This is a genomic window from Deinococcus roseus (assembly GCF_014646895.1).
Lineage (GTDB): Bacteria > Deinococcota > Deinococci > Deinococcales > Deinococcaceae > Deinococcus_C > Deinococcus_C roseus.
Map to the genome: position 1 here is coordinate 20,008 of NZ_BMOD01000012.1, position 24,910 is coordinate 44,917.

The 24,910-nt window shown below is 57.7% G+C and carries 21 protein-coding genes and 1 riboswitch; of the genes, 11 read left to right on the forward strand and 10 right to left on the reverse strand.

Annotation, left to right across the window (positions count from 1 at the left end):
- Positions 1-15: 15 nt before the first annotated feature.
- The 6 genes from IEY52_RS15260 (at position 16) to IEY52_RS15285 (ending at position 4,958) form a co-directional block, all read left to right on the forward strand.
- On the forward strand, positions 16-642 hold the full coding sequence (locus IEY52_RS15260) for an urease accessory protein UreF (RefSeq protein WP_189003828.1): 627 nt from the start codon (positions 16-18) through the stop codon (positions 640-642).
- A 46-nt stretch (positions 643-688) separates the two neighbouring features.
- On the forward strand, positions 689-1,315 hold the full coding sequence (gene ureG / locus IEY52_RS15265; RefSeq protein WP_189003830.1) for an urease accessory protein UreG: 627 nt from the start codon (positions 689-691) through the stop codon (positions 1,313-1,315).
- Positions 1,316-1,318: 3 nt separating this feature from the next.
- Entirely contained in the window at positions 1,319-2,104 is a 786-nt protein-coding gene (locus tag IEY52_RS15270) for an urease accessory protein UreD (protein ID WP_189003833.1), read from the forward strand.
- Positions 2,105-2,244: 140 nt separating this feature from the next.
- Positions 2,245-3,564, forward strand: a complete 1,320-nt coding sequence (locus tag IEY52_RS15275) for a hypothetical protein (protein ID WP_189003835.1) — start codon at positions 2,245-2,247, stop codon at positions 3,562-3,564.
- A gap of 60 nt (positions 3,565-3,624) precedes the next feature.
- Entirely contained in the window at positions 3,625-4,011 is a 387-nt protein-coding gene (locus IEY52_RS15280) for a L5-gp82 domain-containing phage-derived protein (RefSeq protein ID WP_189003837.1), read from the forward strand.
- Between the two features lie 86 nt (positions 4,012-4,097).
- Complete coding sequence (locus tag IEY52_RS15285; RefSeq protein ID WP_229684826.1) at positions 4,098-4,958, forward strand: isocitrate lyase/PEP mutase family protein; 861 nt, start codon at positions 4,098-4,100, stop codon at positions 4,956-4,958.
- Positions 4,959-5,155: 197 nt separating this feature from the next.
- On the opposite strand, the gene IEY52_RS15290 is transcribed toward IEY52_RS15285, so the two are convergent.
- Positions 5,156-6,784, reverse strand: a complete 1,629-nt coding sequence (locus IEY52_RS15290; protein ID WP_189003839.1) for a glycoside hydrolase family 43 protein — start codon at positions 6,782-6,784, stop codon at positions 5,156-5,158.
- An 11-nt stretch (positions 6,785-6,795) separates the two neighbouring features.
- Positions 6,796-7,701 carry a LacI family DNA-binding transcriptional regulator gene (locus IEY52_RS15295; protein WP_189003841.1) on the reverse strand — a complete coding sequence of 302 codons (906 nt, stop codon included), beginning with the start codon at positions 7,699-7,701 and terminating at the stop codon, positions 6,796-6,798.
- Positions 7,702-8,005: 304 nt separating this feature from the next.
- Between IEY52_RS15295 and IEY52_RS15300 the strand changes: the two genes are divergently transcribed.
- The 4 genes from IEY52_RS15300 to IEY52_RS15315 all read left to right on the forward strand — a co-directional run bounded on the left by IEY52_RS15300 (position 8,006) and on the right by IEY52_RS15315 (position 11,597).
- Complete coding sequence (locus IEY52_RS15300) at positions 8,006-8,437, forward strand: metal-dependent transcriptional regulator (RefSeq protein WP_189003844.1); 432 nt, start codon at positions 8,006-8,008, stop codon at positions 8,435-8,437.
- On the forward strand, positions 8,434-9,570 hold the full coding sequence (locus IEY52_RS15305) for a multicopper oxidase domain-containing protein (RefSeq protein WP_189003846.1): 1,137 nt from the start codon (positions 8,434-8,436) through the stop codon (positions 9,568-9,570). The genes IEY52_RS15300 and IEY52_RS15305 overlap by 4 nt, the downstream gene beginning before the upstream one ends.
- Positions 9,567-10,766, forward strand: coding sequence for a ZIP family metal transporter (locus IEY52_RS15310; protein ID WP_189003848.1), 1,200 nt, complete (start codon positions 9,567-9,569; stop codon positions 10,764-10,766). The genes IEY52_RS15305 and IEY52_RS15310 overlap by 4 nt, the downstream gene beginning before the upstream one ends.
- Before the next feature lie 120 nt (positions 10,767-10,886).
- The gene (locus IEY52_RS15315) at positions 10,887-11,597 is read left to right on the forward strand and encodes a carbonic anhydrase (RefSeq protein ID WP_189003850.1); all 711 of its coding nucleotides are present in this window, start codon (positions 10,887-10,889) and stop codon (positions 11,595-11,597) included.
- 80 nt (positions 11,598-11,677) lie between these two features.
- Here IEY52_RS15315 and IEY52_RS15320 read toward each other — a convergent pair whose 3' ends face one another.
- Together IEY52_RS15320 and IEY52_RS15325 are read right to left on the reverse strand one after the other, a co-directional pair.
- Positions 11,678-12,352 (reverse strand): DUF4386 family protein, encoded by a 675-nt coding sequence (locus IEY52_RS15320; protein ID WP_189003852.1) that lies wholly within the window; start codon positions 12,350-12,352, stop codon positions 11,678-11,680.
- Positions 12,353-12,554: 202 nt separating this feature from the next.
- A complete protein-coding gene (locus IEY52_RS15325; RefSeq protein ID WP_189003854.1) occupies positions 12,555-13,499 on the reverse strand; it encodes a helix-turn-helix transcriptional regulator in 945 nt (314 codons plus the stop codon).
- Between the two features lie 121 nt (positions 13,500-13,620).
- On the opposite strand from IEY52_RS15325, the gene IEY52_RS15330 reads away from it, so the two are divergent.
- The gene (locus tag IEY52_RS15330) at positions 13,621-14,499 is read left to right on the forward strand and encodes an NAD(P)H-binding protein (RefSeq protein ID WP_189003856.1); all 879 of its coding nucleotides are present in this window, start codon (positions 13,621-13,623) and stop codon (positions 14,497-14,499) included.
- 80 nt (positions 14,500-14,579) lie between these two features.
- Here the strand turns inward: IEY52_RS15330 and IEY52_RS15335 are convergent, their stop codons facing one another.
- From IEY52_RS15335 to IEY52_RS15360, 6 genes are all read right to left on the reverse strand, one after another.
- Positions 14,580-15,908 carry a cobyrinic acid a,c-diamide synthase CobB gene (locus tag IEY52_RS15335; protein ID WP_229684827.1) on the reverse strand — a complete coding sequence of 443 codons (1,329 nt, stop codon included), beginning with the start codon at positions 15,906-15,908 and terminating at the stop codon, positions 14,580-14,582.
- Complete coding sequence (locus IEY52_RS15340) at positions 15,905-16,825, reverse strand: HoxN/HupN/NixA family nickel/cobalt transporter (protein ID WP_189003858.1); 921 nt, start codon at positions 16,823-16,825, stop codon at positions 15,905-15,907. Before IEY52_RS15340 ends, IEY52_RS15335 begins: the two co-directional genes overlap by 4 nt.
- 21 nt (positions 16,826-16,846) lie before the next feature.
- Positions 16,847-18,481, reverse strand: a complete 1,635-nt coding sequence (locus IEY52_RS15345) for a VWA domain-containing protein (RefSeq protein ID WP_189003860.1) — start codon at positions 18,479-18,481, stop codon at positions 16,847-16,849.
- The gene (cobN, locus tag IEY52_RS15350) at positions 18,478-22,647 is read right to left on the reverse strand and encodes a cobaltochelatase subunit CobN (protein ID WP_189003862.1); all 4,170 of its coding nucleotides are present in this window, start codon (positions 22,645-22,647) and stop codon (positions 18,478-18,480) included. The genes IEY52_RS15345 and cobN overlap by 4 nt, the downstream gene beginning before the upstream one ends.
- 103 nt (positions 22,648-22,750) lie before the next feature.
- Positions 22,751-22,919: riboswitch (cobalamin riboswitch) on the reverse strand.
- A gap of 119 nt (positions 22,920-23,038) precedes the next feature.
- Positions 23,039-24,193 (reverse strand): MFS transporter, encoded by a 1,155-nt coding sequence (locus IEY52_RS15355; RefSeq protein ID WP_189003864.1) that lies wholly within the window; start codon positions 24,191-24,193, stop codon positions 23,039-23,041.
- Positions 24,194-24,201: 8 nt separating this feature from the next.
- Positions 24,202-24,891 (reverse strand): HAD family hydrolase, encoded by a 690-nt coding sequence (locus IEY52_RS15360; RefSeq protein ID WP_189003866.1) that lies wholly within the window; start codon positions 24,889-24,891, stop codon positions 24,202-24,204.
- Positions 24,892-24,910 lie beyond the last annotated feature (19 nt).

Sequence of the window (24,910 nt, forward strand, 5' to 3'; positions counted from 1 at the left end):
CCTGGACGGCAACGCATGAAACACCGCCTGATCCTGCAACAGATGTTTGATTCCCAGTTCCCTCTGGGGGGGTTTGCCCACTCTGGAGGGCTGGAATCTTACACGGCACAGCCCCTGAAACCCCCGCAACTCCTGGCCTTGCTGGGCAACCACATCCGTCTGGGAGGGCTCAGGCTGGAGGTCAGTGCCATGGCCCTGGTTTATGCGGACAGTGACCCGGAACAATTGGCCCAGGAACTGACCGCCTGGAAATCCACCCCCACCAGTTTGCACGCCAGCACCGCACTGGGAAAACGCCTGATCAAACTGGCCAGACGCCTGTGGGGTGTGGAATTGCCAAAGCTTTCTGAACAGCACTTTGCCCTCCAGTGTGCCCTGCTGGGACGGCAGTTGCACCTCCCCCTGGAAGATTTGTGTCTGGCCTACAGCCAGGCCCAGATCACCAGCATGCTCTCGGCCTGCACGCGCTGCATGCCCCTCAGCCCCGAACAGGCCCAGGAAATCCTGCTGGGTTTGCAAGACACCCTGCTCTCAGAAACCCTGCAACGCATCCAGCAGCCCGAACTGAGCAGTGCCATGCCCGCCCTGGATTTGCGTTCCCATCAGCAGGCTTTTCTGTACACGAGGCTGTTCCAGTCGTAAGTTTAAGCATTTGTTGCCCTCGGCCCTTGGCCCTCAAGGAGAACACATGACCGTCAAAATTGGTGTGGGAGGACCCGTTGGCAGCGGCAAAACCGCCCTGCTGGAGAAGCTCTGCAAGAAACTGCGCGATGAATACAGCATTGCAGTGATCACCAACGACATCTACTGTTATGAAGATGCAGAAATTCTGGCCCGTGCAGAGGCGCTTCCCCTGCACCGCATCCGGGGCGTGCAAACCGGAGGCTGCCCGCACACCGCCATCCGTGAGGACCCCAGCATCAACCAGGAGGCTGTGGATGAAATGCTGGAAGCCCTTCCCGATCTGGACATCCTGTTCATCGAGTCTGGAGGGGACAATCTCGCCTCGTCTTTCAGTCCGGAACTGGTGGATGTGTTCATTTTTGTGCTGGATGTCAGCGGAGGAGAGAAAGTGCCCAGAAAAGGCGGACCGGGCATAGTGCGCTCGGATTTGCTGGTCATCAACAAGATCGACCTGGCCCCTCTGGTGGGCGCAAGCCTGGAAGTGATGGAACGGGACACCCGGGTGCAGCGTGGAACGCGCCCACATGTGTTCACCAGCCTGAAAAACGAAGATGGTCTGAATGCGGTGATCCAGTGGATCAAGCAGGATGTGCTCTTCGAGGACTCCTCCTTTTCACTGGGAGGACACTGATCCATGCACAGTGTGCTGCGTCTGGAATTTGGCCTCAAAGCGGGCCGCACGGTTCTGAAGCAGCAGTACGCCTCTGGAGCCATGAAGGTGGTGCGTCCCTTCGAGGCGGGGGAATACGCCCTGCTGCAGATCGCCAGTGTTACGCCGGGCATTCACAATGGGGACCGGTATGAACTGTCTGTAAGTCTGCAAGAGGGTGCAAAGGTCATTTTGCTGAACCAGTCTGCCACCAAATTGCATGGCAAGCGGGCCGGTTGTGCCCTGCACGACATCCAGATTCAGGTTGCAGGAGGGGCACATCTGGAATATTATCCGGGCCTGACCATCCCTTTTATGGATGCGCATTACCAGCAAAAAACCCGAATTGAGCTTGCTGCTGGGGCACAATTCGGCATGCTGGAAAGCTGGAGTGCTGGTCGCCTGGAGCGCGGAGAACAGTGGGAATTCCAGTCTTTGCAAAGCCACATTCAGGTGAACCTGCAAGGGAAGCCCCTCTACAGGGATGCTTTTCACCTTGCAGGGCATCCCCTGGAAGGCCTGACCGACCAGCACACCCTGTGGGCCAGCGGGTTCTGGCATGGTCTTCCTGTGTTGCCTGCCGCTTTTCAGGATGGAGCACAGCTTGCGGGCTGGGGTGTCACCAGATCAGGAGGGCAATACTTCAGGATGCTGGGTTCAGACACCCTGGAATTCCAGCGGGCCTTGACGGCTTACATCACAGAGCGCTGGCAGGTCACCTCAGGGATGCAGATTCCCTGGAAACGCTATGCCAGCGGGGTGTTTCTGTGATGTGATCTGCCAGTGGATGCAAGGAATGTTGATGGCACATTCAACACCGTCACTGCAGATTTTTCTGTTTAAACTGGAGGGGTCAGCTTATGTTTTCGCTGTTGAAAGTTGCTTCTTGCTGACAGGGACAGGAGCACCCCATGATTCAATCCTGGATGAAAAAGGAAATTCGTTTGCGCGAGGGCTTGCTGGCCCTCATCTGCCTGGGGGTACTGACCGCCTGCAGCACCCACCCACATCCTGCCCCTGAGGCAACGTTGCTGCCCGATGGTGGTCTGGTGACCACCATCGGAGATGGGTATCAACTGGTGTTTGAAACTTCAGCTGAAGGCACATCCAAGCAGGGGATGACGTCTGAGAAGAGCACCTTCGTGGAACTGGCGCGGAATGTGCTGAGGGCCATGATGGCCGTGGAGGCTTTCAACCCCACGTCCACGGACAGTGATGCCACCTGCTCTGCGTTTCTGCCCCAGGTGGCGATCCACTCGGGCTTGCAGCGGGTGGTGTTGCCCCTGTCTGCCCAGGTGACGGGCCTGACCTGCACCTCCACCCCCACCACGGTTTCGGTCACGCTTTCGAGCAGCAGTGGGAAGTCTTACAGCTTGCAAGACACGAAAAACCCTGCACAATTCGTGGCGCAGATCGTGGCCGACAATGTGGCTTATGCAGCAGCGTCTCTGTCTGCCGCCCATCCGGAGATCACCGACCAGGCTTCCCGCTGCCTGAACCCCTCCCCGGATGGCATCCTCGAGATCATGCTGGCTGGGCTGTACAAAAAGACCCTCAAACTCCCTGAAGTGGTCCAATTTTATGATGTGGATTGCCAGGGCAGTCTGCAGGGCTGGTCCGAGAGCAACGTCACTTATGCAGATCCCAAAGCCCTGAGCGCGCAATACCTCTTTGGTTTTTGGACGAGAAGCAGTGCAACGTCACTGGCGCGTGCAGTGGCCAGCAACCTGGTGTATGCCATGGCAGACGCCGAGTACACCAATCCTTTCTCCTCTGGTGCCGATGCGAATTGCAGTGGGACACCTCCCACCCTCACAGTGGCTTCGGGAAATCAGGTGCGCCAGCTGAAAGTGGATCCCCAGGTGGCGTCTTACAACTGCACCTCTACGGAAACCACCTTCAATGCCACAGTCAGCCTAAAAAGTGGTGCATCGATCACCATGACTTTGCAGAAAGACCCTGAGCAGGTTCTGGCCAACAAAGTCGCTCAGATCCTGCTGGCCGCCATGGATGCAGTGGAAACAGGCAACCCGGATTCCACCGGAGCAGATGCCATTTGCATTTATTCCAGCACCCAGCAAGCCGTCAGTGTACTGTCTGGTGCACAATCGGTTCTGGTGTCTGCCCCCGCTCCAGTGAACAGCATTTCCTGCACCAGCACCCTGACGCAGTTTGATGTCACCGTCACCACTTCAGGTGGGGTTTCTGTCACACGCTCCCTGAAGAAGTAAAGAGAAACAAGTGTGAGGGCCAGAATGCTCCCTGGTTTGCAGCAGACCGCAGGAATCCCTATGGAAAATCTGCCCATTTTGGCCCACCATGAAAGCACTGGAGGCCCCATGGTCAAGGTGGCGAAAAACCTGCACAAACGCCAGTACAGCCTGCGCGAAAAGGGCCGGGTGGTGGGTTATGCCAGCACCCTCACCTTGCAGCACTGCACCTTCGAGGTGAACGAAACCACCCGACAGCGGGTGATGCGTCGGGGCCAGAAAGAGGTGCATGCCTTTGTGGTCGGAGATCGCATCGCAGACCAGCCTGTGCCTGCAGAAGCCGTGCAGATCGGGTACAACCCTTTTTTGCAGGGACAATTTTTCCGCAAGGACAGTGGTGCTGCCATTCAACATGCTCTGGAGGTTTACTTCACCCCACAGGGGGTGTTTGCGCTGGGTGTCTCATAGCCTGTGAGAAAAACAGTTGCATTGGTCCAGTCTTTTTGCCTCACATTGGTTCTTTGCGGCCTGACCGCGGCTTCTTATAGTGAAGCATGACCCATGATGCTTTCATTCAGCAGCAGATCCTCAAAGGCCAGCAATTCAAAGCCCTCCATGAAGCTCCGGGCATTTTGGTCACGCCCAACCCCTGGGATGCTGGAACCGCCCGCATCCTGACCGCTCTGGGGTTCAAGGCCCTCTCCACCACCAGTGCAGGGCTGGCCTACACCCTGGGGGTTCAGGATTGCACGGCCGGTTTTTCCAGAGAACAGAACATTCTCAATGCCCGTGCTGTTGCGGATGCCACCCATCTGCCTGTGGCTGCAGACCTGGAGAACGGTTATGGTGACCGCCCGGAAGATGCAGCAGAAACCCTCCGTCTGTCTGCGCTGGAAGGGGGCATGGTGGGTGGGTCCATTGAGGATGCCACCACCCGTCCCGAAAAACCGATTTATGATTTCCAACTCAGTGTGGAGCGGGTTGCTGCCGCAGCAGAAGCGGCCCGTGCCCTGCCCTTTCCTTTCACTTTTGTGGCCCGTGCAGAGAACTTTTTGCATGGCGTCCGGGATCTGGATGACACCATTCGCAGGCTGCAGGCCTATGAACAGGCCGGGGCAGATGTGCTGTTCGCTCCAGGGCTGCGTTCGCTGGAGGAGATCAAACTCATCTGTCAGGCCATCAAAAAACCCGTGAATGTCAATGCAGGCAGCAAAGGCTTTCCGCATTCTGTGGCGGATTTGCAGCAGGTGGGGGTCAAACGGGTCAGCCTGGGAGGAGGGCTGGCCAAAGCAGCGCTGGCCGCTTTCACCCGAGCGGCCATAGAGGTGCAGGAACACGGAACGGTGGACTTTCTGGCGGCTGCCCATGCTGTGGATTTTGCAGAATTGATGTACAGAGAGCACCAGAACGCCTGATTCAGCCATCTCAAAGCCAACAGGACCAGCAGAAAAATCTGGTCCTGTTGGCTTTGCAGGGCAAAGAACTGCAGGGGATGCTGTCCTATGAAACCCTGTTTTGGCCCCTCAAAACGCATTTAGAATAACGTTATTCTAAGTGAAAAATGTCGTGCAGCAGAAAGAATCTCTTCGCAAAATTCTTGACTGAAATTGGATCAGGCTTCGACTTCCAGCAGGGTTTGCTGCAGGTTTGTTTCCCCATCAAACTCCTGGTACTCAAAGTGGTCAAAATCTGCGGGGCATCCCTGCCCGCTCATGTCGTGGGCAGAGAGGGCCACAAAAGTTCCAGTGAAGGACAGCCCACCGCAGTGCTCATCAGAGAGTTTCCAGCTGTCGTACTGGGGTCCAAAAGGCTGCCAGTCCTGTCCGTTCAGGCTGACCTCAAACCCGAAGTGCTCTCCCTGAAAGGTCACACCCAGATGAATGGGAACTTGCTGAACGGGCAGGGTTTCGGTCCATTCGCTGTACTTGCCGTTCTCGCACTGGCCCAGACGCAGGTGCCTGCCCAGCACGTCATCGTGGGTGAGGTGCAAGAAAACCCAGTTGCTGGTGTTGTAGTAAGCGCTCAGTCCAGCCATCTGCTGAAAGTTGTGGGGCTGGAATTCCAGGACGGTGCGGGCACGGGCATGGTGGGCCTGCAACCTGCGACCGATCAGGCTTTGCTGGTGGGCAGACACCGGAGATTCCCGTCCGATCAGGCGCAGGTGTCCGGGGCGTGCATGCAGGCTCACCCAGTTTTCCTCCATGGGCACCCGCATGGATTGCCAGTGGATGCTGAGGGTTTCGGTGTCAAATTCATCCCGCACAGGTTCTGCAGGCCAGGGGTGGGCAGGAAGGTTGACTTCCACAGTCAATTCAGGGTGGTTGCCATGCGGCACCCTGGGCCAGCCATCTGCATCCCAGCGCACGGGTTGCAGGGAGGTTTCCCGTCCCAGATTGCAGTGCCTGCTGGGGGCTTCCGGGCCTTCCAGCGGTCTACCTGCAAGGTGGGCCAGATACCAGTCTCCGGTGGGGGTGTCCACCAGTGAGCCGTGTCCCGCTTTCTGGAGGGCCAGTTCAGGCTTCCCGAAGCTGGTCAGCAGGGGGTTCTCTGGATGCACCTCGTAAGGACCGAACAGGCTTCTGGAGCGTGCAAAAGTCACGGCATGTTCGTAGGTGGTTCCGCCCTCTGCAGTGAGCAAATAATACCAGCCGTCTTTTTTGTAGATGTGCGGTCCTTCGGTGACTTGCAGGGAGGTGCCGTAAAAGATGGTGTGGATGTCGCCCACCAGTTTTTGCCGTTTTGCATCGTATTCCTGCAGCACAATGCCAGAAAAGGGATGGTTGCCCTGACGGTGGTCCCAGCGCATGTTCAGCAGCCACTTTTTGCCGTCGTCATCGTGAAAGAGGCTGGGGTCAAAACCGCTGCTGTTCAGGTGGATGGGTTCACTCCAGGGACCCTCAATGTTTTCAGCAGTCACCAGATAATTGTGGGTGTCCTTGAAAGGGCTGTCGGGTTTCCAGTGTTTGACATCGGTGTAAATCAGAAAGAATTTTTCCCCATCATGGGTCAGGCAGGGGGCCCAGATGCCTGCACTGTCGGTGTTTCCGCGCATGTCCAGCTGGGAAAGTCGATTCAGGGGGCGGGTCAGCAGCCGCCAGTTCACCAGATCACGGGAGTGGTGGATTTGCACTCCGGGAAACCATTCAAATGTAGAAGTGGCGATGTAATAATCCTCTCCCACCCGCAGGATGCTGGGGTCAGGATTGAAGCCTTTGAGGATGGGGTTGTGCAGGTGTGGCATGTGGGGTCCTTTCAGGATGTTCTGGGTGAAGTGGTGGATTCCCGCAACAGCAGGGCAGGAAGCAAAACATGCGGCAGGGGAGGCTGGATCTGGTTCAGCAGCAGGGCACAGGCGATGTGCTGTCCGAGTTGCTCTCCGGGAAAGTGCACGGTGGTGAGCGGAGGAATCATGCAGGGGGTGCTGGAGGTGTCTTCCAGGGCCAGCAGGGAAACGTCATGGGGCACCTGCAGGCCTCTGCGGTACAGGGCCAGTCGGGCTCCGCTGGCCATGCGGGCATTGCTGGTGATCAGGGCGGTGAAGGGGATCTGTCGAGCCAGCAAATCCAGCACGGCGTCATGTCCTGATTTCTCACTCCCATCTCCTGCCAGCAGCAGGGGAGCAGCTGTTTTCCCAATGGCATCCAGGAACCCTTTCTGGTGCAATGCCAGCAGTCCATGCTGGCAGGATCCCACAAAAGCGATGTGCTGGTGTCCCATCTCCAGCAGGTGACGGGTGGCCAGTTCAGAGGCGGCCACCGCATCCAGTTGCACATGGTTGTCCCGGAAATGGGAATGGGGCCCGATGGTGAGGGTGGGGTACTGCGCAGCCAGGGCTGCATATTCGGTGGGATGAAAAGCCCCGTCCAGCAGGATCAGCAAATCCAGAGACTCCCCCAGCACTGCAGAGAGGCCAGGGGCGGTTTGCCAGGGCTGGCCTGCCACCACCGACCAGCACAGGGCTGAGCCCACCTCCTGCTGAATGCCTTGCAGAATTTCGCTGCTGAGGGGGTGGTCCAGTGGAGCCACCATGCCCAGACGCACCACGGCTGCCTCCTCTTCAGGCAAGGCGCGTTGTGATGTGCTGCTGGAAAGGGGGGGTTCATGGCCAGTTGCAAGTTCGAGGTGTGCAACCGGGCAAGTCAGCGATTGTCTGGGCATGGTGGGTCCTTTCCAGATGGGAGCACCTGCAGGTTGTGGGAAGATACCCCTGCAGCATTCACCAATGTTTGCGCTAACTATAGTCCTAACAATGTGTGCTGTCAATGTGTTTGTCCAGAAGTGGGGTTGTTTTGCAAGGCTTTGCAGGGTTGCCTTGATGTGCTGGCTGGAAGAGAAGAAGGCAGTGCTTTTCTGGGCCTGCAAAAACTTCATCTTCGGCAAAAGTCAGATTTTGTTGTGGTGCACTCAGAACAATTTTTATATGGCTCTTGTAAAAAATTTAGGTATGCCTAATAATTGGTTTATGAGATTTCTGGACCTGAGTCCCTCCAGTCAGGATTGCCTCAAACACCTCCACCATCTGGGAGGTCGTTCCACCACAGGAAAACTGGCCGAGCACCTCTGCCTTGCCCCTGCCTCGGTGAACAGCATGCTGAAAAAACTCAAACAGTGCGGTCTGGTCGAGCAGCTTCCCTATGGCCCGGTCAGCCTCACACCTGCAGGACTGCAACTGGCCTGGGACCTCTTGCGGCACCACCAGCTTCTGGTGCTGTATTTGCATCGGGTGCTGGGGTATTCACCAGAAGAAGCCCATCAGGAAGCAGAAACCCTGGAGCACCACATCAGCCACAAACTAGAACACCAGCTTTACGAGCGGCTGGGACGGCCCCTGCTGGACCTCGAAGGCCTGCCCATCCCCCCCACCAGGTTCACCCAAAGGAGCACCACTCCATGAAGCATCTTCTTCCAGAACTTCTCTCCAGACGCAATGTGCTGAAAGGACTCTCAGGCACCCTGGGTTTCCTGGGCCTGGGTGCACTGGTGAAAGCCCAGAACCACAGCCAGAACCACAGTGGACACCAGACCGCAAACGCCCCCTCCCATGCCGGACACCCTGCAGGCAACAACCACATGCTGGGCACCGTGGACCATGTTGCCAACGGCTTTGATCCCATGCAGATGCTCGTTGATTTTGATTACGGCAAGGTCAGCACCCTGCCTTCCGGCCAGACGCTCAGGGAATACACCATCTACGCCGAGGACCGAGAAATTGAAATTGCCCCCGGAGTGAAATTTGCCGCCTGGACCTACAACGGTCGGGTGCCCGGACCCACCATCCGCTGCACCGAAGGGGACCGCCTGCGCATCAGGTTCGTGAACACCAGCAGCCACCCCCACACCATCCACTTTCACGGCATCCACCCGGCAGAGATGGACGGCACCATCCTGAACGGCCCTGAAATTCAGCCAGGAGGCACCTTCACTTACGAATTTGACGCAGAGCCTTTTGGGTGCCACCTTTATCACTGCCATGCTTTGCCCTTGAAGCGCCACATCCACAAGGGGCTGTATGGGGCGTTCATCATCGATCCCAGAGGGGGAAGACCGCCCGCCAAAGAACTCATCATGGTGATGAATGCCTTCGACACCAATTTTGACAATGCCAACGACGTTTATGCCGTGAACACCGTGGCTTTCGCCTATGCCAACACCCCCATTCCGCTGCAGGTGGGTGAACGGGTGCGCGTCTACCTGATCAACATTCTGGAATTTGATTTCATCAATTCCTTTCACTTGCACGCCAACATGTTCGATTATTACGACCACGGCACCACCCTGACCCCCACCTTAAAGACCGTGGACACCATTTCCCAGGTGCAGGGCCAGCGGGGCATTCTGGAATTTGCCTACAGGTACCCCGGTCAGTACATGTTCCACCCCCACATCAGCGAATTCACCGAACTGGGCTGGATGGGCCATTTCAATGTGGTCAAACCCGAAGACTATGCGGATGCCCTGCAGCAGAGCGGCGTGGACATGGCCTGGGACAGAAAAAGCAAAGCTGGAGCAAAAGGGGGCGCAAAATGAGCAGCGGACCCACCCTTGAAAACACTTCCCCGAAAGGCGGAGCCTGGGGTTTCCTGATCATTCCCCTGGTGCTGCTGGGGGTCTTGCTGGCTTACCTGCTCACCACCGGAGGCGGCCTGGGATCCCTTTCTGGCCCTCCCGTGGAACACGTCACAGTGCAACGGGTCACTTTGCCCGATCCGGGCACCATCCAGCTGACTGTGGTCAACGACGGCCCTGAAGCCATCACCATTCCACAACTGATGGTCGATGATGCCTTCTGGAATTTCACGGCAAAACCCTCCAACACCATTCCCCGCTTTGGCAGTGCCGTTTTCACGATTCCGTACCACTGGGTTGCAGAAGAAGCCCACCTGGTGGCCCTGATGAGTTCCACCGGGACCGTCTTCGAGCATGAAATTCCAGTGGCTGTGCAAACCCCCCGTTTCTCAGGGGATTTGTTGTGGCGTTTCGCCCTGATTGGCCTTTACGTGGGCATTGTGCCCATCGCTCTGGGGGTGCTGTGGTACCCCTGGATGCGGGGCCTCTCCAGAAGTGCAGTCAATTTCATCCTCTCCCTGACCGTGGGACTGCTGGTTTACCTGGCGATTGGCACCTGGCTGGATGCCACCGAATTTGCTGCAGAACTCCCCACCTTCATTCAGGGACTGCCCGTCACCATCCTGATTGCTTTGCTGGTGCTGTTCACGCTGCTTTTGCTGGGCAGGCGCGAGAAAAAAGAAGGAGAAAGACCCTCCAACCTCTCGATCAGTTACCGCATTGCCATGGGCATCGGGCTGCACAACCTGGGGGAAGGACTGGCCATTGGCGCTGCATTTGCTGCCGGAGAAGCCGCGCTGGGCACCTTTCTGGTGATCGGTTTCACGCTGCACAACATCACCGAAGGGGTGGGCATTGCTGCCCCCATCCTCAAGAAAAATCCTGGCCTGAAGCACTTCATGCTGCTGGTCTTCATTGCAGGGTTCCCCGCTGTGCTGGGCACCTGGATTGGTGGGTTTGCCTTCAACCCGGTGCTGGCCACATTGTTCCTGGCCATCGGGGTGGGAGCGATCCTGCAGGTGGTGTGGGAGGTGGGTCTGCTGGTCAGCAAAGACGAGCAGAAAGCCGGAAAACACCCCCTCAACTGGACGAATTTCGCCGGATTTGCCACGGGCGTGATGGTGATGTACTTCACCGCGTTTCTGGTCAAGTTTTGAGTTTTGATTGCAGGCGGCACCCTTGGGGGTGCTGTCTTTTTGGCTTGCCTGCAGGGTAAACCCGTAGAAGGGCGAACATCCTCCACCCAGAGGGTACAATGGTGCTGAAGGAGAACCAGCATGCCTGAAGTTCAACGTTCCCGTCGGAGCTTTTTGCGCCTTGCCCTCGGTACCACCCTTGCCGCCACCACCATTGGTCTGCCCGAAACAGCGCAGGCCGCCCCTTTCACCACCGAGCGACCCCCCACCCCCGACACTGCCCTGAAAGCCCTGCTGGATGGGAACTCCAGGTACATCCGTGGCAGGCTGCGTCACCCCAACCAGCGCCCGGACCGCATCTCTGAAGTGGCCAAAGGACAGCATCCTTTTGCCATCATTCTGGGTTGCGCAGATTCACGGGTGGCCCCGGAAATTGTGTTTGATCAGGGCCTGGGAGATCTGTTTGTGGTGCGGGTGGCCGGGAACATTGCTTCTGACGATGCGGTGGGCAGCATCGAATTTGCCGTGGAGGAATTCGGTGTGCCGCTGATCATGGTGCTGGGTCATGCCCGTTGCGGGGCAATCAGTGCCACCCTGGGTGCCATGGACAGCGGAGCCACTGTGCCCAGACACATCGACACGCTGGTGGCCGCCATTGAGCCTGTTGCAAAAGAAGTGTCCAAAGACACCCCAGACCGGGTGGATGTGGTGGTGCGCAAAAACACCCTGCATGTGGCCGAACAGCTGATGCATGAAAGCAGCATCCTGCACGAAAAACTGGAATCTGGAAAACTGAAGATCGTTTCTGCCCGCTACAACCTGGACGATGGCCGGGTGGATTTGCTGGGCTGAGCAGAACCCCAGACAGAAACCAGAAGCAACCCGGACAGCAGTTTGATGGTGCTGTCCGGGTTTTGGTTGTGCAGGATCGATCAGGCCAGCACAGCTTTGCGGCTGGGTTTGCCCATCAGCACAATTCCGGCCCAGAGGAACCACAGCACCATGCCCAGACCAAAAACAGATCCCAGGTCGCTCAGGACAGGGAGCACGGTCAGAATGCCAGCACTGCCCACCAGGATGCCCAGCACGTTCAGGGCGGTGGGGAGTTGTCGGGTTTGCAGGGCAGCCAGGCTGACCAGCAGGGTCCAGATGCCTCCTGGAAGTTCGATGGCTCCGCCCAGACCCCGCTCCACGGCAGAAAGGGCCATCCAGACCGTGACGGCCTGCTCCGGGTTCTGGCTGTGCAGTCTGGAAACCACGCCCAGGTCGTTGATGTTGAGCATGCCACTGCCAATGATGGTCACGGCCCAGATGAGTCCAAAAGCCGTGGCGGTTTGCACCAGGGCCACAGATCCAGCTTTCAGGCGTTCATGGAAAGCCAGCGAGAGCGGCACCATGAAGACCCCTGCAATCAGGTAAATGCACAGGTGCCAGAGGGCCAGCAAGGTCTGGTTCTGGGCCATGAAAGCCACCTGGGTGGCTGGATCGGCCTGCATGGTGGGCGCAAGCAGGGTCAGGGCCAGTCCCAGACCAATGATGTAGGCAATTCCGTTGATGAGGGCGGACAGACCGCCCAGGTTTTTGAAATGCGTTGTGGATGGATTCATGCAGGTGCTCTCCCTGAGGCATGGGGCATGGACAGAGCTGTGGTAGAAGGCCCCCCAAGATGGCTGTTGTGTATCTGAAATCTAGTATACTAGCTAAATAATACACTAGATCATGAAAAAAGGTTTGTCAACGGCAAAGACAAACCCAGAAGACAGGCGACCAAGACAGCAGCCGTTATGGACTGCGTTTCCAGCAACAAACTCAGTCGGTGCCTGCTGCGGCAGCAGAGGAAACAGGTCCTCTGGATTCTGGACCCCTGCGAAAAGACGCAGGAGGTGCACCATAATGTTTCTTGAAAGCCCTGCTGAAGGCTGCTTCCGAGGTGTACCCCACGTGGGTGGCCACCTGGTACACCGGGGTGTCGCCACGGGAGAGCATTTTGGCGGCCAGATTCATGCGCCAGTCGGTGAGGTAGGCCAGAGGAGCCTGTCCCACAGCATCTGAGAAACGTTTGGCGAAAGCTGCCCTGGAAAGACCTGCCACAGAGGCCAGGCTTTCCACCGTCCAGGGGGTTTCGGGTGTGGCATGCATGCTGCGCAGGGCACGGGACACCTGGGGGTCGCGGGTGGCGGTCAGCCATCCGGGTTGCCTGGAACGCTGCATCACTTCTCTCAAGACATACAGGAACAGGGTGTCAAACAGGTGGGTGATCAGCAGTTCGCTGCCTGCCCCCAGCTCATGGATTTCCAGCCACAGAAGTTGCAGGGTCAGTTGCAACTGGGGGTTCCGGGCAATTTCTGCTTTTGTCAGGTGGATGGTTTCGGGGAGGCCCTGCACCAGATGTTTGCCCAGCCTCACCTCGGCCTGAAAAAGCCCACACACCAGGGTGGAGATGGGTTTTTGCAGATCTGGAGGTGACTTTTGCATGAAGTCTTCCAGCGAGATGGTTTCACCATCCTGGGTGTCGGTGAGACCGTGGGAGGTGCTGTGGGTCAGCAGCAGGATTTCGCCATCCAGGATTTCCAGCGGGTCATGTCCGGGCCTGCTGAGCCAGAAATTTCCGCCCTGCATCAGGTGCAGCACCATGTGCTGGGTGGCCGGAACATGCATGCCCCAGCCTGGATTCATGCTGCTGCGGGCCAGCAGGGTGCTCTGGGTTTCCAGCACCCTCACCCAGTCGGAAAGCACATCCATGTTGCCTGTCATGCCCTGATTTTAAAGCAATCCGGGCAACACCGCAAGATGATCTGCAAAGAAACCTGGACTTTTTGGCATAGACTGTCTGAAAAATGCACTATAGAATGTATAGCACAAAGGAGATGCAACCATGACCCAGTCACAACACACTTCTCAGATTTTGATTCTCGGCAGCACCGGAACCGTCGGACACGTCCTGACCCAGATTTTGCTGGACCAGGGCGAACAGGTCAAAGCCGCCAGCCGTCACCCTGAACACCTTGCAGACCAGCCTGGACTGCAGAAAGTTCACCTGGATTTCCAGGACCCCAGCACCTTTGAAGCTGCCCTGGAAGGCGTAGACCGCCTGTTCGCGGTGTCTCCCGGAGGCGTGCTGCAAGCCTACGACCTGCTGGCTCCTGTTCTGCAGGCTGCCCAGCAAAAAGGCATCAAGATCGTGCTGCAAACCGCCATCGGTGTGGACGCAGACGACAACATCCCCCTGCGCCGTCTGGAATTGCTGCTGGAACAATCTGGACTGCCTTACGTGGTCCTCAGGCCCAACTGGTTCTCTGACAACTTCCACAGCTACTGGGCAGCAGATGTGGCTGCTGGACTGGTCCGTTTGCCCGCTGCAGATGCCAAAACCTCTTTCATTGATGCCCGCGACATTGCCCTTTCTGCCGCTGCAGCCCTGACCAGCGGCCAGTTTGATCGCCGTGCCTTTGTGCTCACTGGCCCCGACGGCCTCAGCTATGCAGAGGCCGTCCAGGTGCTCTCTGAAGTGGCCGGACGCTCCATCCGCTACGAAGCCAGCACCCCCGAGGAATTCGTGCAGACCTCCGTGCAGCGGGGCATTCCTGAAGATTATGCCCGCAACCTGGCCTACATCTTCTCGGTGGTGGCGCAAGGCTGGGCCGCTGCAACAACCCCTGACGTGCAGGAACTGACCGGAAAAACCCCTTACACCGTGCAGGAGTACGCCGAGTACAACAAAGAGAAATTCCTGCAAAAAGTGGCCCAGCACTGAAAATCAGCACAAAACAGAGGCAAAAAAGAGACCCGGAGGCGTTCCTCCGGGTCTCTTTTGAGGTCTGGCAGAAAACTGCCTCATGGGTGATGTCCAGCACCTTCCAGCGCCCCCACCAGATGCTCTGCCAGCACTGGAAAGCCTGCGTAATGCAGATGCACATAACTGGCCAATATGTTCCCACTGGCATAGCCTTCTGGCCCCTGTTCGGTCTGATATGCAGGCTGGAAAGCAACGTGTTGCAGGCTGGAATGGTGAAATTCATGGCCCCGGACCTGTGTTCCTGCCCTTCCCAGAGGAGTGTCCTGCAGAAAAGTCACCTCCCGGTACCCCAGCGTGAGCCTGGAGGTCATGTGGGTCTGGTAAGGCACCACCCCACACATCTCGAAGACTTTTCCATCCTGATCGGTCAGTTGCTCTGAAAGGTACATCAGGCCCCCACACTCTGCGACCACGGGGTTTCCAGAGGCAGCAAAGGCCCGGATGCTTTCTCTCATGCTGCTGTTCTGGCTGAGTTCTGCGGCGTGGGCTTCCGGATATCCCCCTCCGATCAACAGGCCGTCACAATCGGGCACCCCGGCATCCCGGATGGGGGAAAAGGGCAGCAGTTCAGCGCCCAGCTGCTGCAGGAGGTCCAGCGCATCCTGGTAATAAAAACTGAACGCCTCATCCTGCGCGATGCCCAGACGGACTTTGGCAAGAGGCTCAAGGTGTTCTGGATTTCCTGAACGTGCAGGTGCAGACTTTGCCACCTCCAGCAAACCCTGCAGATCCAGGGTGGAAGAGGCCTGAATCAGGGTTTTCAGTGGCACATGGTGCTGCTCTGCCTCCAGCAACCCCAGATGCCTGCTGGGCAGGGCAAGTTCAGGTTGTTTTGAAAGAAAACCAAAACAGCGAATGCCCGCCTGATTTAAAGCCATTTCGCAGAGTTCTGCATGCCGGGCAGACCCCACCTGGTTGAGGATCACCCCGCACACCTGAATCCCCTCTGCAAACTGGATCAAACCCTGTGCCACAGCTGCAATGGTTCTTGCTGTGCCAGCAGCGTCCAGCACCAGCACCACCGGACAGTTCAAAAGTCGGGCCAGATCTGCAGTGGAATGCTCATCTGAAAGAGGGCTTTTTCCATCAAAAAAGCCCATCACCCCTTCCAGTACACATAAATCTGCATTTCTGGACCCCAGATGAAACAGGCTTTGCAGGCGCTCGGGAGGCAGCAGGTAACTGTCCAGGTTGCGGGCTTTCATGCCTGCAGCGTGGCTCAGGTGGGTGGGATCCAGGTAATCTGGCCCGAGTTTAAACGGCTGCACCTGCAGGCCCTGTGCTTTCAGGCCTGCACAGATCAGGCTGCTCACGGTGGTCTTGCCTGCCCCCGAATGGGCCGCAGCAACCATCAGGCGGGCTGTCATCTGGAAAGGGGCCTTCCTGGTCTCAGGGCCATCAGGATCAGGCTGCCCAGACCAAAAGCAGCCAGCACAAAGCCCAGGCTGGACACATCGATGCGGTCAATCAGGGGCAGGGCATGCACATGCCCGGAAATCCAGCCCAGCACGGTCCACACCCCGATGATCAGGGCAATCACCCCCGAAACCAGGGTCAGGGTCAGGTTGTACCTGCGGCGATGGTCGCTGCCCTGCAGGGTTTGCTGGTAAGCGCGGGTCATCAGCAGGCCATCCAGGGTGTCCATCAGGACCATTCCAGAAGCAAAAAGCAGGGGCAAAGCCAGGATGGCTGTCCAGTTCACACCTTGCTGGGCAGCAGAGCCTGAAAAAGCCAGCAAGGTGACTTCAGAAGCGGTTTCCATGCCCAGACCCATCAGGAAACCCACCGGCAACAGGTGCCAGGGTTCACGGGTGATGCGCGTGAGGGGCAGCACCAGACGGCTGAGCAGCCCTCCATGGGTGTGCCGACCTTTCAGGGTTTGCAGGTAAGCCCGCAGGTTGACCAGGGCCAGCAGCAGCAGATACAGACCGCCCACCAGCGGAGCCACCCAGCCTCCCACACGGGTCAGAGGGCTTTCCTCTCCGGTCAGGTGCTGGCCCAGCAAAGCCGCTCCGATGCTCATCAGGAAGACCACCAGGGCATGTCCCACCGCAAAATAAAAACCCACGGCTTTTGCGTTTTTGTTGTCTTGCAAGAGTTTTCGGCTGCTGTTGTCAATCACGGCAATGTGGTCTGCGTCCCAGGCGTGCCTGAGGCCCAGCCCGTACACTGCCAGTCCCATGCCCCACATCAGGGGATGTTGCCATGCTCCGGCAACCAGAAAACCAAGGCCCAGAAGGTGCAGTCCAAGGACCACCCAGACAAAGTTTGTGTTCCATTTCATGTTGTTTTTCCCTTCAAAAGATCAAAGTTTGACAGGCAACTGTTCCAGCAGGTTTTCACTGTCCGGGTGCTGCAGAGTCTGGTGGTGGGCGTTCATGGCGCGGGCCAGTTCCAGGGTTCGGGAGGTTGCAGCAGGATCGGTGCCGATCACCGCAGCAGGGCAGGGCCAGTGTTTTGCGGCCTGCAGGGTGTCCTCCCAACTGCCCACGTTGGCCTTCCCATCGGTGATCAGAATCAAACTGGAGTGCCTGTTGAGCAGCTGCCGGCCCAGTTGCAGGGCGTGCAGCAGCGGGGTGCGCCCTCCGGTGGGCAGGTAAGACAGCACCTTGCGGGCTTCCTCCAGGTTGCGGGTGGGAGGCAAAGCCACCTGGGCCTGCTGGCCCCGAAAAGTGACCAGGGCCACCTCCTCCTGCCGTTCCAGCATCTTCAAAAGCGCCCCTTTCACTGCGCCCATGCGTGCCTGGGCTCCCAGTGAACCGCTGGCATCCACCACAAAAACCACACGGTGTGGCGGTCTGGAGGTGGGCACAGCTTCATGCAGGTCTTCACGGGTCAGGTGCAGGTTGCCGCCGCGGGTGAGCGCATGGGTCAGGGAACTGCGCAGATGCAAAACGGCGGGCTGCTCGGTTTTGCGCACCTGGGTTCTGAGGGATGCTTCAGCTTGCATGTTTGAGCTTCTGGCCTGAACTGGCTGCAGGTCAGGAGCCTGGGTTTGCAGCACGGGCTCAAAAACCTGTGATCTGCTGATGGGGTTTTCCTGCTGGTTTTCAGGCTGTTGAGGCTGTTCCTGATTTTGAGTTGGAGGAGGACTGATTTTCTCAGGGGTGCGGTGGTTCAGCACCAGATGCAACAACTGCTGGATGTCTTCTGGTGTGATTTCCTGCTGATCCTGCCATGCAGCGTGTGCCCTGGCGGCTTTGAGCAGGGCGAGGTCTGCCCGCAAAGAAGTCACCTGATGCTGGCACACCAGATCCGCAATCTGTTGCAGCACAGCATCTGGAATCTGCACGTCTAGCAATCTGCTTCTTGCACTCTGGATGCTGGTTTTCAAACTTTCCTGCTGCTCCTGCTGCTTTTCCATGAACCCCTGAGGATCCATTTCAAAAGCCATGCGGGATTCCAGAATTTGCCTTCGGATTTCGGGATCTCTGGGAGCTTCCACCTCCACAGAGAGGGCGAAACGGTCCAGCAGTTGCGGCCTGAGTTCTCCCTCTTCCAGGTTCATGCTTCCCACCAGGGTGAATCGGGCCGGGTAATCCAAGCTGAAGCCTTCCCGTTCCAGATGCCCCACGCCAGAGGCAGCCACATCCAGCAAAGCGTCCACTGCAAAATCAGGCAACAAATTGACCTCATCCACATACAAAACCCCCAGGTGGGCCTGTTGAAGCAAACCGGGCTTGAGGGTGGGCTGGCCTTGCAGGGTCTTTTCCAGATCCAGGCCTCCCAGCAGGCGGTCTTCCGTGACACCCAGGGGCAGGTTCACAAAGGGCATCTCTCCCAGCAGCTGTGCCAGGGATCTGGCGGCGGTGCTCTTGGCGCTCCCCTTGTCTCCCCTGAGCAGCACCCCTCCCAGTGAAGGATCAATGGCATTCAGGATCAGGGCCAGTTTCATGTCCTGCTGGCCCACAATGGCGCTGAAAGGGTAAAGCCTGCTCATTCCTGCACCTCTTCCAGCCAGTTTTCGCTGTTTTGCAGGGTGTTTTTCAATTGCTGCAGGGTTTCAGGGTCGGGGTTTTCCCACAACTGGCGCTCAGCAGCTTCCAGCAGCCTTTCCGTGATGTTTTTCAAAGCCCAGGGGTTGCTGTTTTTAAAAAACTGCTGGATGTCAGGGTCCAGTGCGTATTGCTGCGCCACCTCCTGGTACATGAAGTCTTCAATGGTCCCGGTGGTGGCATCAAAACCAAACAGATAATCCACGGTGGCGAGCATTTCCAGTGCCCCCTTGTAACCGTGCCGCTGAATGCCAGACAGCCATTTCGGGTTGATGACCCTGGCCCGGTAGACCCGCAGGATTTCCTGTTTGAGGTCCCGCACCTGGGCCTGATCGGGGTTGCTGCTGTCTCCAAAGTAAGCTTTTGGTCTGCTGCCGGTCAGGGCGTGAATGCTGGCCACCATCCCACCGTGAAACTGGAAGTAATCGTCACTGTCCAGCAGATCGTGTTCCCGGTTGTCCTGGTTGTGCAGGGCCACCTGAATCTGCTCCAGACAATCCTGAAAGCTTTGCTGGGCTTCCTCGCCCATGCTGGATCTGGAGTAGGCATACCCTCCCCAGGTCAGGTAAGCCCTGAGGAAATCCTGTTCGTTCTGCCAGTTGCCTTCTTCAATCAGGGGCAGGATCCCGGCCCCGTAACTTTCCGGTTTCGCTCCGAAAATGCGGTATCGGGCCTGCATCTCCTGCTGTTCTGGAGACTGTTCAGGATGGTCTTTTTGCAGGCTCTGCAGGCAATGCTTTCTGGGGAAGTTCTGCTCCGGGTCTTCTTCAAGGTCCATCACCTTTTCAAATGCCTCGTCCAGCAGGTCAATCACGTGTGGGAAAGCGTCCCGGAAGAACCCCGAAATCCTGACCGTCACATCAATTCTGGGTCGGCCCAGTTCGGCAAGCGGAATGATGTGCAGGCCTTCCACTTTGCGGGTGTGCGGGTTCCACAGCGGTTTCACCCCCAGAAAAGCCAGAATCTGCGCGATGTCATCTCCATGCGTGCGGATGTTGGAGGTGCCCCACACGCTCAGGCCCACCATTTCCGGGTGCCTGCCTTCTTGTTTGAGGTAACGCTGCAGGGTGGCGTTTGCCAGTTGCATGCCCACTTCCCAGGAGGTGGGTGCAGGCACCGATTTGGGGTCAATGGCATAAAAATTCCGTCCAGTGGGCAGCACATGCAAAGCCCCTCTGGACGGTGCTCCACTGGGACCGGGAGACAGGAATTCACCATTCAGCAGCCTGAGCACCCCCCAGATTTCCTGATCCACACCTTCCAGTTTTGGCAACACATCATTGCAGACCCAGCAGAGAGCGGCTTCGAGATGGGAATTCTGGGTCTGCAGGGTGTCCTGCAGCACATTTTTGACCTGCTCGGGGTCAAATCCTGTGGCTTCCAGACCCTGGTAAAGCTGCAAGGTCAGGTCGTCCAGCACCTCCAGGGCGTCTGCATGGCTGAAAACTTCGGTGTCCAGCAGACTGATCTTGCGCTCAAATCGTTTGCCCTTGTGCTGCAACAGCTCCTCCCAGTCCAGCCCGAAATGCAGGGCCAGCACCTGGCTGACACTTTTTTGCTGGAAAGAAGACAGTCGGGTCAGGGCACGCAGGGTGTCTGGCAACTGGTGCAGTTCCCCCAGCACGTGCAGGCCATCCCGGATTTGCAGCATGCCCAGTTCGCACAAATAACCATCGATGTCTTCCAGCAGGTGCTTCAGGTCAAAACTGCCCATCTCTGAGAGGGTCACCGGGATTCCATCCGGGTTGAGGGTTTCGTCCCAGTCGTGTTTGTGGTCTCCGTGGTCCTGGGTCAGAAACTGCTGCAAATCCAGGTCGCTCTCCAGGTGGGTGTCCTCAATCAGTTGCCAGATGTCTTTTTGCAAAGCAGGCAATTTGCCCGGATCGGTGGCTTCCAGCTGGTAATGCTGGTCAATCAATTGCTGCAGTTGTGCGAGGTTCCCGTAAGTGTCTGCGCGGGTGAGGGGCGGCATCAGGTGGTCCACAATCACCGCGTGCCCCCGGCGTTTGGCCTGGGTGCCCTCTCCAGGATCGTTGACAATGAAGGGATACAGCAGAGGAACGCCGTTCAGGAGGAGTTCCGGGAAACAGGCTTCGCTCAGGCCCACCCCTTTTCCGGGCAACCATTCCAGGGTTCCGTGCTTCCCGACATGCACTATGGCATCTGCCCCCCAGCCGCCTTCTGCTGCGGGGCGGGTGAGCCACTGGTAAAACGCCGCGTAGTGGTGGGTGGGAGGCAAATCAGGCTGGTGGTAAATCGCGTCCCGATCCATTCCGTAACCCCGTGGAGGCTGCAGGCAGATCACTGCATGCCCCAGTTCCAGCCCGGAAAACAGCAGGTCTTTTTGTGTGCTGTAAGGCTCTTTTTCCAGCTGCCACTGTTTCAGCATCTTCTGTCTGGGAACTTCAGGGAACGCCTCAAACCAGCCCTGATACACCGATTTTGGGACTTTTAAAGGGGTGTGGCTGTGCACCGGAACGTCCCCGTCGTAGGTGCCCTGCAAGATGATCTGGTGGATCAGGTCGTCTGGTGTGAAGTCCAATTCTGGCAGCGTGTACCCCTGAGAGCGCATGGCCTGCAAGAGGTTCAGGAGGCTGCGTGGAGCATCCAGACCCACGGCATTCCCCACCTTCGCGGCCTTGGCCCCCGAGTTGGTCAGCACAAAAGCCACTTTCTTCTCAAAATTGGGCTTTTGTTGCAACAGCAGCCACTTCTGAATTCTCTGCACCAGTTGTGAAATGCCCTCCTGGAACGGCTCGAAGCGCTCCTGCTCCTTGAAGGCCACTGTGTCTCCCATCAGCCTGCCATCAAACTCTGGAAGGGTGACGTTCATCAGGGTGTCCAGTGCCCCCAGACCCCGTGAAGACACCGTCCAGGCTGCTTTTCTGGAGGCAGAGGTGATGGCTTGCACCACTGGAACATTGAGCTGCTGAAACAGAGAAATAACCCCCTCACCTGCAGCGAAGCTCAGGGTGCTGACGATCAGGTTTGATCCAGCCAGCCAGCTTTGCAGATGTGGATGTTTCAGGCTGGGGGTGAAGATGGCTTTTCCACACAGGCCTGCATCGTCCAGTTTTTGCAGCAGGGCATCCACAAAGGCGGTGTTGCCGCTCAGAAAATGGGCCCGGTAAAAGACCACCGCCACCACCGGACGAACCCCATTCTGCAACTGCTCCCACTCTGGCAAGGTCAGGACCTGCAGAAATTCCGGGTGGTAAATGCCCAGCTCTGGAAGGGGCTCAGGGAGGGCAGGTTGCAAAGGCAAATCCAGAATTTCTGCACCCAGGAACCGCAGCATTTCCGTGCAATTCTGCACCCCTCCTGCCTGCAGGTAACGGCTGACCTGCTGCACCATCTGGGCTTTCACGGTGCTGGCCTGCAAAGTGTCTGGCCCCAGTTCAAAGGTGCCTTTCAAAACCAGCAGATGGGTGCCCTGTGCCAGAGCCTGCTTTTTCAGGTCCAGCAGGTCTTCTGTAAAATCCTGACTGGACAGCAAGCTCAGGACCACAAGTTCATGCTTTTTCAGCACCCGACTTAAAAGTGCTCTGGTGGCTTCCTGGTCTCCTCTGGGCATGGCGTAAGGGGTGACCTGCAGTTCTGGCACATGCTGGACAGCACTGCGCAATGCCAGCAAATCGGTGTCTGCATGGGAAACAAAAGCCATTCCTGCAGGTCGCACTTCTGCATTTGCCTGAGGGAGGACTGGAAGATCACGGGCGTCCCAGTCGTAAAACTGAAACACGTACTCCTGCAATTCGGCAGGAGGGGCCAGAAAACGGTCCTCGGTCACCATCTGCTCGATGTGATCAAAAATCAGGGTGACCATCTCGGGCGAATTCACCGAATGGAACCACACCGACTGCCCATCGAAGACCAGTGAGGCCACATTGGCCAGGGTGCAGGGTCCCAGACATCCGGCTTTGGTCAGGTGTACGGTGTGCCTGAGTTTGCGTCTGAGCCACTCATTCTTGAAAGCATCCACCGGAACTGGTGGATACCCCCGGTTCACATGCCCACAACAGCACCCGGAAAAACAATAGCTGAGGTGCCCACGGCGCTGGATCACTTGCACAGTCCGGCCATCGGCACGGGTCACTCTGGAACGAGACATCCCATCCTTGAAGCAATCTGGTTTGAATTGGTGCAGGAAAGCTGAAAGTGCAAAACAACACAGCCCGACAGCAGCACAGCACGCCCAAATCGCGAGGCTGAAGCAAAAAGCTTCATGTCAGGCGGGCATTCGGACTTCTGCTGATGTGAATTCAGCAGTCACCGTTGCGCGTCAGTCCCGGACTGGAGCCTGAGGGTTTCAGGGCACTTCACCGGAGTTTCCCACATTAAATCCACCCTACGCAGGTGGATGCCTGATGTTCGGATTGTAAACCATTGAGGGGCAACAAAAGCCGGGAACATGAAAAGTGGGCGCGGCACGCGTCTTGTGCAGAACAGGGGGACATGAAAAGGGCGCAGCACGCTGCGCCCCTACAGACTTTTGGCCTGATTCACCCTTTCAGATCCGCCATCCTGACATTCCTGGAAAACACCGTTGCAATCAGGCACAGCAAAACCACAAGTCCCAGACCCCAGGCCAGGGTGCTGGCGTGGGCCACAAACCCAATGATGGGTGGACCGAGCAGGAATCCGGTGTAACCCATGGTGGCAATGGCGGCCATGGCAATGCTGGGGTGCACCCCTGGAACGTTTCCTGCAGCGCTGAAGGCCACAGGGAATCCGCTGGACAGACCCCATCCCACACAGGCAAACCCAATCAGGGCGGCGTAAGGGTGGGGGAAAATCAGACCCAGCAAGAGGCCCACGGCAGAGAGGATGGTTCCGGTGCTGACCAGCACCACCGCGCCCAGTCGGGTGCGCATGCTGTCTCCCAGAATGCGGCCCAGCACCATGGCTCCAGAGAAAGCGAGGTAGCCAGCGGTGGCCATCTGTTCGGTGGTGCCCAGTGAGTCTTTCAGGTAAATGGCAGACCAGTCTGCCATGGCCCCTTCTCCCACAGCCACGCAGAAAATCACCACGCCCAGACCCAGCAGTTTGGGGGAGGGGGCAGCGAACACAGGGCCGGTTTCACCGCTTCCTGGCACTTTCAGCAGGTTCATGCTGGCGTAAACCGTGAGCAGCAGCGAGATGCCGGTGATCAGCAGAAAGTGCCAGATGGGGGCCAGTTCAATGCCTGCCATCAGACCGCCCACCAGCGATCCGGCAATGCCGCCCACACTGTAAAGGGCATGAAAGCTGGACATGATGGGTTTGCCGTAGTCTTTTTCCACGTCCACAGCCTGGCTGTTCATGGCGACATCGGTGCCGCCGTTGCCCATCCCGAACAGCACCAGCGCCAGGGTCAGGGTCACCATGTCGGGGGCCAGGGTCATCAGGGGCAAGGCCAGGGCCATCAGGATGATGCCGATGGTGGTGGTGAGTTTGGAGCCGTATCTGGCTGTTCCCCATCCAGAGAGGGGAAAGGCCAGCAGTGCCCCCACGGCCAGACCCAGCAGGGCAATGCCAAGCTGGGCTTCATTGAGCTGCAGTTTGTGGCTGATGGCGGGAATGCGCGACACCCAGGTGGCGAACAACACACCCAGCAGAAAAAAGACGGTGGAGACAGCGATGCGGGCGTTTCTCAGTTCGAGGGGGATGGGGGTCATGGGGGTCCTTACTGGGTCTGCAGCCTGCTGGCTTGCAGTTCGGAGAGAAGGTTTTCAAAATCGGGAACAGTCCACTGTGCTCCATTTTGCCTGAGGTTTTCGGGCGTGGTGGTGGTGGAAAGCCCAATGACCTGGCACCCTGCACGGGTGGCGGCCTGCACGCCTCCGGGCGAGTCTTCGTGGACCAGCACCTGTTCTGGGGTGAGGCCCAGTTTGCTCAGGGCCAGCAGGTAGCATTCCGGGCTGGGTTTGCCCATCTGAAACTGCTCTGCTGTGATTTGAAATTCAAAGGCATCTTCCAGTCCCAGGGCTTCCAGCACGAAAGCTGCATTGGTCTGGTCGGATCCAGTCACCAGTGCAGTGCGCAGTTTTTGCTGTTTCAGCCAGTGCAGGTAGCCATACAGACCAGAGGTGGGCTGCAGTTGTCCCTGGGCCAGTTCCCGGTAACGGCGTTCTTTGAGGTCATGAAACCTGCGGGTTTCTGCGGCGGAGACCGGGCCTCCCAGCACCTTCTGCAGGATTTCCCAGGTGTGACCTGCATGGATCACCAGGCTGTTTTTTTCGATCTGGACACTGTATTCCTGTTGCAGAGACTCCTGCCAGGCCTGTTCATGGAAGCGGGCGTTGTGGGTGAGCACCCCGTCCATGTCAAACAGCACAGCTTTTAAACCTGCATAAATCGGCGCAAAATCGTTCATGCCATAAATTATAGCGCAA

Bases quoted from the DNA above. Each gene is read 5' to 3' on its own strand.
- IEY52_RS15295 (WP_189003841.1), bottom strand. From the start codon at position 7,701: ATGCCCAGACAATCGCTGACTTGCCCGGTTGCACACCTCGAACTTGCA.
- IEY52_RS15260 (WP_189003828.1), top strand. From the start codon at position 16: ATGAAACACCGCCTGATCCTGCAACAGATGTTTGATTCCCAGTTCCCT.
- IEY52_RS15315 (WP_189003850.1), top strand. From the start codon at position 10,887: ATGCCTGAAGTTCAACGTTCCCGTCGGAGCTTTTTGCGCCTTGCCCTC.
- IEY52_RS15285 (WP_229684826.1), top strand. From the start codon at position 4,098: ATGACCCATGATGCTTTCATTCAGCAGCAGATCCTCAAAGGCCAGCAA.
- IEY52_RS15325 (WP_189003854.1), bottom strand. From the start codon at position 13,499: ATGACAGGCAACATGGATGTGCTTTCCGACTGGGTGAGGGTGCTGGAA.
- IEY52_RS15335 (WP_229684827.1), bottom strand. From the start codon at position 15,908: ATGACAGCCCGCCTGATGGTTGCTGCGGCCCATTCGGGGGCAGGCAAG.
- IEY52_RS15330 (WP_189003856.1), top strand. From the start codon at position 13,621: ATGACCCAGTCACAACACACTTCTCAGATTTTGATTCTCGGCAGCACC.
- IEY52_RS15340 (WP_189003858.1), bottom strand. From the start codon at position 16,825: ATGAAATGGAACACAAACTTTGTCTGGGTGGTCCTTGGACTGCACCTT.
- IEY52_RS15300 (WP_189003844.1), top strand. From the start codon at position 8,006: ATGAGATTTCTGGACCTGAGTCCCTCCAGTCAGGATTGCCTCAAACAC.
- IEY52_RS15320 (WP_189003852.1), bottom strand. From the start codon at position 12,352: ATGAATCCATCCACAACGCATTTCAAAAACCTGGGCGGTCTGTCCGCC.
- IEY52_RS15290 (WP_189003839.1), bottom strand. From the start codon at position 6,784: ATGCCACACCTGCACAACCCCATCCTCAAAGGCTTCAATCCTGACCCC.
- IEY52_RS15355 (WP_189003864.1), bottom strand. From the start codon at position 24,193: ATGACCCCCATCCCCCTCGAACTGAGAAACGCCCGCATCGCTGTCTCC.
- IEY52_RS15270 (WP_189003833.1), top strand. From the start codon at position 1,319: ATGCACAGTGTGCTGCGTCTGGAATTTGGCCTCAAAGCGGGCCGCACG.
- IEY52_RS15360 (WP_189003866.1), bottom strand. From the start codon at position 24,891: ATGAACGATTTTGCGCCGATTTATGCAGGTTTAAAAGCTGTGCTGTTT.
- IEY52_RS15280 (WP_189003837.1), top strand. From the start codon at position 3,625: ATGGAAAATCTGCCCATTTTGGCCCACCATGAAAGCACTGGAGGCCCC.
- ureG (WP_189003830.1), top strand. From the start codon at position 689: ATGACCGTCAAAATTGGTGTGGGAGGACCCGTTGGCAGCGGCAAAACC.
- IEY52_RS15275 (WP_189003835.1), top strand. From the start codon at position 2,245: ATGATTCAATCCTGGATGAAAAAGGAAATTCGTTTGCGCGAGGGCTTG.
- IEY52_RS15305 (WP_189003846.1), top strand. From the start codon at position 8,434: ATGAAGCATCTTCTTCCAGAACTTCTCTCCAGACGCAATGTGCTGAAA.
- IEY52_RS15310 (WP_189003848.1), top strand. From the start codon at position 9,567: ATGAGCAGCGGACCCACCCTTGAAAACACTTCCCCGAAAGGCGGAGCC.
- cobN (WP_189003862.1), bottom strand. From the start codon at position 22,647: ATGTCTCGTTCCAGAGTGACCCGTGCCGATGGCCGGACTGTGCAAGTG.
- IEY52_RS15345 (WP_189003860.1), bottom strand. From the start codon at position 18,481: ATGAGCAGGCTTTACCCTTTCAGCGCCATTGTGGGCCAGCAGGACATG.